Source organism: Pseudoalteromonas sp. UBA6610 (assembly GCF_002433295.1).
GTDB classification, from domain to species: domain Bacteria; phylum Pseudomonadota; class Gammaproteobacteria; order Enterobacterales; family Alteromonadaceae; genus Pseudoalteromonas; species Pseudoalteromonas atlantica.
Genome location: NZ_DJHW01000137.1, coordinates 1 through 9,808, shown reverse-complemented (window position 1 = coordinate 9,808; position 9,808 = coordinate 1). Strand labels below are relative to the sequence as shown.

Below are 9,808 nucleotides of genomic sequence, written 5' to 3'. Positions count from 1 at the left end.
AGTTGGCATCTATTTTAAGCAATGCTAGCGTGCAAATAACAAACATTTTTAGAGTGATTTATATGCGCTGGATAGTAACTATAATGGTGGCAATACTTAGCTTTTCAAGTATGGCAAAACCACTTTCGTATTATTTTGAACAAGATGTAGAGTTTGATAAAACAATACCCACCCCACAAGACGTACTTGGTTACGAAGTAGGTGAGTGGCATGTAAGGCACGACCAACTGGTGCGTTATATGGAAATTCTAGCGCAAAAAAGTAATCGTATAAATTTTGAAGTAATAGGGCGCACACACGAGCAACGTCCGCTTGTGATGCTAAGTATTAGCAGCGCTGAAAAACTAGCTAACTTAGAGCAAATTCGCCAAGCGCACTTAGCCCGTTTAACAAACAGTGAGCAAGCTAAAAACACACAAAATGAGCCTGCTGTAGTTTGGATGGGGTACAGTGTGCATGGCAATGAGTCATCAGGCAGCAATGCCGCTTTATTGGTTGCGTATTACCTTGCTGCAGCGCAAGGCCCAGAAATAGAAAAACTATTAAATAATACCGTTATTTTGCTCGACCCTTCACTTAACCCCGATGGCTTGGCTCGCTTTGCTAATTGGGCTAATAGTAATCGGGGGATGAACTTATCAAGCGACCCTAAAACGCGTGAACACGTAGAAAGCTGGCCAAGTAGCCGTACAAATCACTATTGGTTTGATTTAAATCGCGATTGGTTATTACTACAACACCCAGAGTCGCGTGCACGCATTGCTAAATTTCATCAATGGAAGCCAAATATTCTTACCGACTTTCATGAAATGGGGCCAAACAGCAGCTACTTTTTTCAACCTGGCATTGCCAGTCGCAAGCACCCAATTACCCCAGATGAAAACGTAACGCTTACTAAAGCTATAGCCAATTACCATGCTAAAACTTTAGATAAAAATAATGCCCTTTATTTTACCGAAGAAAGCTTTGACGATTTTTATTACGGCAAGGGTTCAACCTACCCCGATGTAAACGGCGGTATAGGTATTTTATTTGAGCAAGCCAGCTCGCGTGGGCATGTACAAGAAACCATAAATGGTACGCTTACGTTTCCTTTTACTATTAAAAATCAGTTATTAACAAGCCTATCAACCTTTAAAGCAGCGGTAGATAACCGTCAGGCGCTATTAACCTATCAGGCTAAATTTTATAACCAAGCAGTTGATTTAGCTGATGATGAAAGTTTTGAAGGCTATGTGGTTGAGGGCGCTAAAGACAACACCCGGATTAAACTATTTTTAAACCTGTTAAAGCAGCATCAAATTAATGCCTATCCACTTACAAAAGCGCTAAAAGCCAATGGCAAAAACTTTAGCACCCAAAGTTATTTTGTGCCGTTAGCTCAGCCACAGTTTCGTTTAGTAAAAGCTATTTTTAGTGAGCAAAAAAGTTTTGCCGATAACACATTTTATGATGTGTCGGGCTGGACACTCGCCCACGCTTTTAATTTAGAGTTTGCACAAGTAAAAAGTAGTTGGGGCTTAGAAGTAGCCAGCACTGCGTGGCAAAAAGCAGTTAAACCATCATTTGCTGCGTTAAAGCAAAGTTATGCATTTGGCTTTGCCTGGGACGATTACTTAGCGCCTAAAATGCTAAATAGCTTGCTAAAGCAAGGCATTAAAGCGCGTGTCGCGTTAAGCGCCTTAACAGCTAAAAGCAGCACCACCGAAATAGACTTTGCACCTGGCAGCATTATTGTCCCCGCAGGGCTGCAAACAAACCCTGATTGGGTGGCTATTTTAAACGATGCTCAAACCCAGTTTGGTATTGCGATAAAGCCTATTACCACGGGCCTTACAGGGAAAGGCGCCGATTTAGGCTCGCGCACTATGGCGGTATTAAACGAGCCAAAAGTACTGCTTGTGGGCGGTAAAGGCGTAAGCCAATACGAAGCGGGTGAAGTATGGTATTACCTTGACCGCTTTGTCGGTATTTCTCCGACCATAGTAGAAATGGAGCGTTTAGGTAGCCTAGATTTAAATAATTACAGCCACATTGTACTAGCTAATGGCAATTATTCGGGCTTACCCGATAGTGATAAAGTTGCTATTAAAAGCTGGGTAAGAAAAGGCGGCGTAATTTGGGGCCACAAAGGCGGCGCTAAATTTTTAGCTGATCAGCAATTACTTAAGGCTAATTATTTATCTAGGCAAGATGTAGCCAGCGCTTTTAATACTCAAGGGCTAAATTACGCAGATAAAGACCATTTAGCAGGGCGACAACGTATAGCCGGCGCTATTTTTAATACCGATGTAGACACCACGCATCCACTAACATTTTCACTTAATCGTGAAACGCTGCCTGTATTTAAAAATAGTACCTGGTTATTAGAAAAATCATCCGCCCCGTTTGTAAACATACTCACTTACCCGCAAAAACCACTATTAGCAGGGTTTACCGATGGTGTAAATGAGCAGCAAATTGCCGGTGCAGCAGCCATGATGGCCCACTCATACGGGCGTGGCAGTGTTATTGCGATGACAGATAACCCTGTATTTAGAGGATACTGGTACGGCACAAGCCGATTACTCAGTAATGCTTTATTTTTTGGCCACACATTTAGAGTAAGAGGTGATTAACTACACCTTTAAAGTGGCGTTAAACATGTAGCAAAAGCCCAGACTTGTTTAGCGCCCGCTTGCTTTAATACTCGGGTAGCCGCGTTGAGCGTGGCGCCTGTGGTCATTACATCATCTACAATAACCACCGTTTTACCGCTCATATCTTGTGTACATACAAAGGCATTTTTTACATTTTTAATCCGCTTGGATCTAGATAATTGTGACTGTGCTTGCGTGGCTTTATTGCGTATTAGCGCATTACTTATACAAATATGTTTTGCCAAACACGGTTGCCACACTTGGCTTACCTGATTAAACCCGCGCGTTAAAAAGCGCCCTCGGTGCAAAGGTAAAATAATAGCTATGTCGGGCTGGGTAGTTAAATTTTCAAAAAACACCGATAGTTGGCGTTTAATTACTTGTTGCAGCGCTTTTTTATAGTGAATTTGATTATTAAATTTGAGTCGTTTAAGCCAATGCTCAAATGGGGGCTGATAAAAAGCACAGGCAAAGAGCTTATCAAATTCGCAATGCGGAAACATTTCTACAATATCCGGGCGGTGCAATAAATTACTGTGTTTATTTAAATCAAACACGCTTAAATCCGTTAAGCAATAGTCGCACAACCCCTCTTGAGCACTAACAACTCCCTGACATTGCAAGCAATAAGAGGGAAATAACCAATTAAAAAATGAGTGTTGCATTGGCTGCTCCTTGCGTTGCTTTCGTCAATGTAAGCGTTATGATGTGGCTAAGTTTGGTTAAGGTTAGGCAAATATGCAAAGCGAGTTAGTTTTATTACATGGTTGGGGCATGAACCAAGGCGTATGGCAATTAGTGCAGCCAGAGTTAACGTTTTTATACAGTGGCTCGGTGCGCAGCATTGACCTGCCTGGCTTTGGCAACAGCAATAGCTCCCCAAGTCCTTATAATTTACACGATGCAGCTGAAATCGTAAGCGAGCAACTTAGCCCTGGCTCTATATTAATGGGCTGGTCGCTAGGAGGATTGTTTGCACTTTATATTGCTAAACATTGGCCAAATAAAGTATCAAAAGTAATTTTAGTTGCCTCAAGCCCTTTTTTTGCCGAGGCAGATGATTGGCCTGGAATAAAAGCCAGCGTGCTTGAGCAATTTAAAGAGCAATTAGTTAATCACCGAGAAAAAACTATAGAGCGCTTTTTAGCTATTCAGGCCATGGGTAGTGAGTCGGCACGCGATGATATAAAGCAGCTAAAGCACTTGCTAAATCAGTACAGCGCGCCTAAAAGTGAGGCGTTAAGTGCGGGTTTAAATATTTTACAAAATGATGATTTACGCAACGTATTTGCGCATTGCCCAGTGCCTGTAAAAGCGATATTTGGCCGTTTAGATGCGCTGGTACCTTACAAAGCAATTAATAAAATGGCAGCACTAAATACTGAGTTTGAATACGAAGTACTAGACAAAGCCTCCCATGCACCGTTTATTTCTCATAAAAAAGAGTTTTTATCTGCCGTTAAATCAATGCTTTAAAATAGCCTAAAGAAAGGTACTGTTTAAAGCTTTATTTTGCCCATGAAGTGAGCGATAATTAAACAATATTTATTTTTGGAGGTACAGCATGGCTATTGGTTCAGTATTTAATAGTGGTGTAGAAGGGTTTAATCGTGCAAGCCAAGGTATAGAACGAGCAAGCGCAGAGATAAACCGTGCCACCATTGAAGAGCAAGACGATACGCAACTAGCCCAACAGCGCCAGTTAACAGCTGCGCGACCTGAAGAGGCTGTAACAGCGCCTGTTGCACAGCCAGCTCGGGTTGACGAAGCGCTTGTTAATTTAAAAGTTGAAGAGTTTAATGCCAAGGCAAACACGCAATCTATTCAAACTGCAGATGAAGTGCTTGGTACGCTAATCGATATTAAAGTTTAAACGTTATGAATATTGTCACGCCATTTCCGTCTATCAATATAAACACCGCCAATGTTTATACTGAAACCGCTCGGCGTGACAACCAACTGCGCGAAGTTATTCCTGCCCCTGCACCCAATAGCGCCAGTAATACCGAAACCAAAGCACAAAGCGATGCTGATAAAGCAAAACTGCCAAGCAGTGCAGAAGCCGCCACCTATGATGCAACCGGTAAACTCAGTGATGAGCAAGCTGTTGAGCAGCGTCAGCAAGGCAGCGAAGATTCAGATAGCGAACAGCAACAAAACCAACAAGCAAGCGAAGACACCCCCGAAGAAGAGCAAGATCAGCAACAGCTAGAATTAGAACAGCAGCAAATTGAAGAGCTTAAAGCGCGCGATACTGAAGTGCGTGTGCACGAACAAGCTCATGCATCGGTGGGTGGGCAGTATGCAGGTTCACCAAGTTATGAATACCAACGTGGACCAGATGGCACTAATTACGCTGTTGGCGGTGAGGTACAAATTGATGTATCTGAAATCCCCGGCGATCCGCAAGCCACTATAGATAAAATGCAAACGGTACGTGCAGCCGCACTTGCCCCTGCTGAACCTTCTAGTGCCGATAGAGCCATTGCCGCTGATGCAACCCAAAAAATGGCCGCAGCGCAAGCTGAATTATCAGCCCCTGCTGACGATGAAGCGCAAGCACAAGAGCCACAAAGTGCGTTATCAATAAACGAAACCAGTACCGCTGAGTCTCAAAGCGATACTAATACCGAGCAATCACGCGACCCAGAAGTAGACGCACGAGCTGGTCGTATTGCTAATTTTTATCAAATGACTAGCTCACCCCAAAACGAGAGTGGTTTTTCTGCATTTGGTTAAAACCAGCTAAGCATAATTAAAAAAGCCGCTCAATGAGCGGCTTTTTAGTTTAAGGAGTCATCACTTAATGAAGCAAAAGGGTATTATTTTTTTACTTTTGCATTAGCAAATGCATCGGCAAAGGCATTACCCATCATGGCGTTACCGTTATCGCGCTTTGGTTTTGCTGCACGCGGTTGCTGGCCCTGATTACTGCGTTGCTTTTGCGGCGCGGCAGCGGGTTTATTGCTTGTGTCTATTTCATCATCTAAGCGCATAGTAAAGCTAATGCGTTTACGTGGGGCATCTACCTCAACCACTTTTACTTTTACAATGTCACCGGCTTTTACTACTTCGCGCGGATCAGAGATAAACTTATTAGTAATTGCCGAAATATGCACTAGGCCATCTTGGTGAACACCTACATCAACAAACGCACCAAAATTAGCAACGTTAGAAACCACACCTTCTAAAATCATACCGGGTTTTAGGTCTGTGATTTTTTCTACACCGGCTTTAAATTCAGCAGTTTTAAACTCAGGACGAGGATCGCGCCCAGGCTTATCTAGCTCTTTAATGATGTCGGTAACGGTAGGTAAACCAAACTTCTCGTCGGTGTAGTCATTAGCAACCAGCTTATTTAAAAACTCGCTATTGCCTATTAAGCTATTTACATCAAGGTTGTTACGCTCACAAATAAGTTTAACAACAGGATAAGCCTCAGGGTGAACTGATGAGTTATCAAGTGGGTCTTTACCCTGATTAATACGCAAAAAGCCTGCTGCTTGTTCAAACGCCTTTGGTCCTAAACGCTCAACTTTTTTAAGTTCGCTACGCTTAGTAAACGTGCCGTTAGTGTCGCGGTAATTTACTATATTTTGCGCTAAGGTTTTATTTAACCCCGATACGCGAGTAAGAAGCGGCACCGAGGCCATATTTAAATCAACACCCACTGAGTTTACACAGTCTTCTACTACTGCGGTCAGTGTTTGGCCTAATTGGCTTTGCGATACATCGTGCTGGTATTGGCCTACACCAATTGATTTTGGCTCAATTTTAACAAGCTCGGCAAGTGGGTCCTGCAGGCGACGCGCAATAGATACCGCGCCACGTAAAGACACATCTAAGTTAGGAAATTCATTCGCTGCAAATTCAGACGCAGAGTAAACAGACGCGCCGGCTTCGCTTACCATAATTTTGTTTAATTTAAGCTCAGCATTGGCCTTAATCAGTTCGCCTACTAGCTTGTCAGACTCGCGTGATGCGGTTCCGTTACCAATCGCAATAAGTTCTACTTTATGCTGGCGACATAGTTGCTCTAATGTACGTAACGATTTTTCCCAGTGATTTTGTGGTGCGTGAGGGAAAATAGTTTGGGTTGTAAGCAATTTACCTGTGCCATCAACTACGGCAATCTTACAGCCAGTTCGCAAACCAGGATCTAGACCAAGCGTGGTACGCGGCCCAGCAGGGGCGGCCATAAGTAAGTCTTTTAAGTTTTTAGCAAATACATCTATAGCGCCGGTTTCGGCTTTTTCTCGCATGGCTGCTAAAAATTCATTTTCTAGGTGTAGGCCAAGCTTTATTTTCCATGCCCACTGCACAACACTTAATAGCCATGCGCTAGCTGCTTTATATTTCACATCTAAGCGGTAGTGATCAGCAATCATTTGCGCGCATAGCTGGGCTGCATTTTCGCTGCTTGGCTCTGGGTTAATACTCAGCTGCAAAATACCTTCGTTACGCGCGCGCAACATAGCAAGTGCGCGGTGAGAAGGGACCTTTTTAAGAGGTTCTTGATGGTCAAAGTAGTCGCGGTATTTACTACCGGCTTGTTCTTGACCGTCAATAAGTGTGCTTTGTATAGCGCCGTGTTGGCTAATGTGGCTTCTGAATTTAGCTAATAACTTGGCATCTTCTGCAAAGCGTTCCATTAAAATAAATTTAGCGCCATCAAGGGCTGCTTTGGTATCAGCAATGCCTTTGTCGGCATTTATAAACTGCTGCGCTTGTTGCTCTGGCTCTAAGTTTGCGTCGTTAAATAGCGCATCGGCAAGTGGCTCAAGGCCTGCTTCAATGGCTATTTGCCCTTTGGTACGGCGTTTAGCTTTATAAGGAAGGTATAAATCTTCAAGCTCAGTTTTACTTTGTGCGCTGGTAATATCGGCACTAAGTGCTGGCGTTAATTTATTTTGCGATTCGATGGTTGATAAAATAAAGCTGCGGCGCTCTTCAAGCTCGCGCAAGTACGACAAACGTTGCTCTAAAAGGCGTAATTGCGTGTCGTCTAATCCACCGGTAATTTCTTTACGGTAACGCGCAATAAAAGGAACCGTTGCGCCTTCATCAAGTAATTTTGTAGCAGCAACAACTTGTTGCTGTTGTGCATTTAGCTCAGTGGCTAAACGTGCAGAGATATCGCTCATGCATAAACCTTTTAATACAAAAAATAAAACCAGAAAATCCCTCTGGTACTGTTATACCCTGCTTATTAAAGTTGCTATTTAATGAGTTTGGTAGGTATTTATTAGTTGAATAATATCACAGCAGGTTGTAATAAAAAGCTCTTAAAGCAAGCAATTTTGCTTGCTTTAAGATGGTTGGCTTGGCTGAGCTTACAAAGCGTAAAAGCGCGCTTTAGTGAGGGTGCTCTACGCTTTCTAAAACATCACTAAACGTGTGAGCAATAGGGGTAATATGCACTGGAATGTGTAACGTTTTAGCTATTTGACGCGCCGAAATTAACCCGCATATTTCGTTATTAGTGGTTGTTGCTAATAAAAACATGCTGCCTTGATGCTCCATTGTTTGTAGTGCATCGCCAATACTTGCATAGCTTAGGCTTTGCATACTTACGCCATTAAGTTGGCTAATAGGTGTCATAATGTAGCGTAAGCTCACTTCATTGCGGCTGGTATTTAAACGCTGTGCAATGGCCGTAATTTTAGCGCTTTGTAGGTCGGCACTTGAAACAATACCAATTAATTTTTGCGCATCATCAGTCACCAATACATAGTCAGAATGCTCTGCTAGTACTTGTTTAAGCGCCTCGCTGATAGGAGTGTCGTATTGAGCGCGAATTGGCGTTTTTTGGGTAAAGTTATTGATTACGGTTAAAGCCGGAGATGTTAAATCAATAGTGGCTTGTTGATCTTCAAACGTGCTTGCAATAACGCCATGAGAAATATTTTGGGTACGTAATTCTTTAAAGTTAGACATAGTAGTCGCCTTATTAGTTATAAAATTTAATCAAAAAGTAAAATTGTGAATTAAATTAAATAGCTAGGTGGACCACGTTGATATGCCGTACTAAAAGGACGGTTTAGGTTTGTACTTTGGTAAAAAGATGAAACAGCATTAGGTAGCGGTTGAAACAACCTAATAGCAAATGCATTAACATGAGAATCTAAGTCAATGTCGGGGGTTGCTTGGTCAGGAAATTCACAAGCGATAAAATGATTAGATATACTGGCGTTATCTATACTTACTTCGGTGGTATTGGCATGCAGAGTCAAACTCACACTCATTAAAAGTGCAAACAATACGGCATTACTACATATGCGCTGTACTAAGTTTGACATAGCCACTACCTTAAAAATCAGGTTAAAGATAAACCTGCTAAACCAATATATATCCTAATGAGATATATTACACAATAAAAAATTTACCTGATCTGAATCAAAGTAGTTATCTATTAATAATGTTATGGGGGGACTATTTTTGATATTCAATACTATTTACATACCATTCTTTTTTACCTTGCGGTGTAGGTACCTCAAAATCATCGTCTACTTGTTTTTTTATCAGGGCGCGCGCCATAGGTGAGTCAATTGATATGTAGTCTTTACGGTCGTATATTTCATCAGGCCCTACAATTCTAAATTTTTTAACCTCGCCTTGCTCGTTTTCTATTTCTACCCATGCGCCAAAAAATACTTTACCGTCTTGCTGCGGCGAGTAATCAATAACTTTTAAATCGGGTAAGCGTTTGCGCAAATACCGAACACGACGATCAATTTGGCGCAGTAAGCGTTTATTATATTGATAGTCTGCGTTTTCTGAGCGATCACCAAGGCTTGCCGCCCAGCTCACTATTTTAGTGACTTCAGGGCGTTTAACGTTCCATAAATGGTCGTGCTCTTGCTGTAATTGTAAGTAACCTTCGCGGGTTATTAAATTTGTTTTCATGGGCTTTTATTCATTAACTCTAATGCTGTGCACGTTATTAAAATTGCTAAAATTTGTCGAGTGTAAACTTTAGGGCGTGTTGTTCTTTGATGGTCGAATTTGCAGCAGTATGTTTGGTTTTTAGGCAAGGCAGAGCCTATGAAGTGTGGTTATTCCCCATAAATAGGTGATAACGCAGCATAAATGCCAAACATGCGCTGCCCTTCGGGTTCTGCCTAGGGGCGATAAACTCTTTGTTACTCGGTTTTTACTTAGCCCACTAG

At 42.2% G+C, this 9,808-nt stretch carries 9 protein-coding genes; 4 read left to right on the top strand and 5 right to left on the bottom strand.

The window, feature by feature from the left end:
* Positions 1-62 precede the first annotated feature (62 nt).
* Positions 63-2,618: a M14 metallopeptidase family protein gene (locus B4F91_RS17895; RefSeq protein WP_286936396.1), complete on the top strand. Its 2,556-nt coding sequence runs from the start codon at positions 63-65 to the stop codon at positions 2,616-2,618.
* 8 nt (positions 2,619-2,626) lie between these two features.
* Here the strand turns inward: B4F91_RS17895 and B4F91_RS17890 are convergent, their stop codons facing one another.
* The gene (locus tag B4F91_RS17890) at positions 2,627-3,304 is read right to left on the bottom strand and encodes a ComF family protein (protein ID WP_286936398.1); all 678 of its coding nucleotides are present in this window, start codon (positions 3,302-3,304) and stop codon (positions 2,627-2,629) included.
* 73 nt (positions 3,305-3,377) lie between these two features.
* On the opposite strand from B4F91_RS17890, the gene bioH reads away from it, so the two are divergent.
* The 3 genes from bioH to B4F91_RS17875 all read left to right on the top strand — a co-directional run bounded on the left by bioH (position 3,378) and on the right by B4F91_RS17875 (position 5,378).
* A complete protein-coding gene (bioH, locus tag B4F91_RS17885) occupies positions 3,378-4,115 on the top strand; it encodes a pimeloyl-ACP methyl ester esterase BioH (protein ID WP_286936400.1) in 738 nt (245 codons plus the stop codon).
* An 88-nt stretch (positions 4,116-4,203) separates the two neighbouring features.
* Positions 4,204-4,512 (top strand): hypothetical protein, encoded by a 309-nt coding sequence (locus B4F91_RS17880; protein ID WP_004588240.1) that lies wholly within the window; start codon positions 4,204-4,206, stop codon positions 4,510-4,512.
* Positions 4,513-4,517: 5 nt separating this feature from the next.
* Positions 4,518-5,378, top strand: a complete 861-nt coding sequence (locus B4F91_RS17875; RefSeq protein ID WP_054983334.1) for a putative metalloprotease CJM1_0395 family protein — start codon at positions 4,518-4,520, stop codon at positions 5,376-5,378.
* 83 nt (positions 5,379-5,461) lie between these two features.
* Here the strand turns inward: B4F91_RS17875 and B4F91_RS17870 are convergent, their stop codons facing one another.
* The 4 genes from B4F91_RS17870 to greB all read right to left on the bottom strand — a co-directional run bounded on the left by B4F91_RS17870 (position 5,462) and on the right by greB (position 9,545).
* The gene (locus B4F91_RS17870; protein ID WP_054983335.1) at positions 5,462-7,783 is read right to left on the bottom strand and encodes a Tex family protein; all 2,322 of its coding nucleotides are present in this window, start codon (positions 7,781-7,783) and stop codon (positions 5,462-5,464) included.
* A 211-nt stretch (positions 7,784-7,994) separates the two neighbouring features.
* On the bottom strand, positions 7,995-8,576 hold the full coding sequence (locus tag B4F91_RS17865) for a CBS domain-containing protein (protein ID WP_004588243.1): 582 nt from the start codon (positions 8,574-8,576) through the stop codon (positions 7,995-7,997).
* Between the two features lie 50 nt (positions 8,577-8,626).
* Entirely contained in the window at positions 8,627-8,938 is a 312-nt protein-coding gene (locus B4F91_RS17860) for a hypothetical protein (protein WP_064384617.1), read from the bottom strand.
* 133 nt (positions 8,939-9,071) lie between these two features.
* Positions 9,072-9,545, bottom strand: coding sequence for a transcription elongation factor GreB (gene greB / locus B4F91_RS17855; RefSeq protein WP_004588245.1), 474 nt, complete (start codon positions 9,543-9,545; stop codon positions 9,072-9,074).
* Positions 9,546-9,808: the final 263 nt, after the last annotated feature.

Bases quoted from the DNA above. Each gene is read 5' to 3' on its own strand.
- greB (WP_004588245.1), bottom strand. From the start codon at position 9,545: ATGAAAACAAATTTAATAACCCGCGAAGGTTACTTACAATTACAGCAA.
- B4F91_RS17895 (WP_286936396.1), top strand. From the start codon at position 63: ATGCGCTGGATAGTAACTATAATGGTGGCAATACTTAGCTTTTCAAGT.
- B4F91_RS17865 (WP_004588243.1), bottom strand. From the start codon at position 8,576: ATGTCTAACTTTAAAGAATTACGTACCCAAAATATTTCTCATGGCGTT.
- B4F91_RS17880 (WP_004588240.1), top strand. From the start codon at position 4,204: ATGGCTATTGGTTCAGTATTTAATAGTGGTGTAGAAGGGTTTAATCGT.
- bioH (WP_286936400.1), top strand. From the start codon at position 3,378: ATGCAAAGCGAGTTAGTTTTATTACATGGTTGGGGCATGAACCAAGGC.
- B4F91_RS17860 (WP_064384617.1), bottom strand. From the start codon at position 8,938: ATGTCAAACTTAGTACAGCGCATATGTAGTAATGCCGTATTGTTTGCA.
- B4F91_RS17870 (WP_054983335.1), bottom strand. From the start codon at position 7,783: ATGAGCGATATCTCTGCACGTTTAGCCACTGAGCTAAATGCACAACAG.
- B4F91_RS17890 (WP_286936398.1), bottom strand. From the start codon at position 3,304: ATGCAACACTCATTTTTTAATTGGTTATTTCCCTCTTATTGCTTGCAA.
- B4F91_RS17875 (WP_054983334.1), top strand. From the start codon at position 4,518: ATGAATATTGTCACGCCATTTCCGTCTATCAATATAAACACCGCCAAT.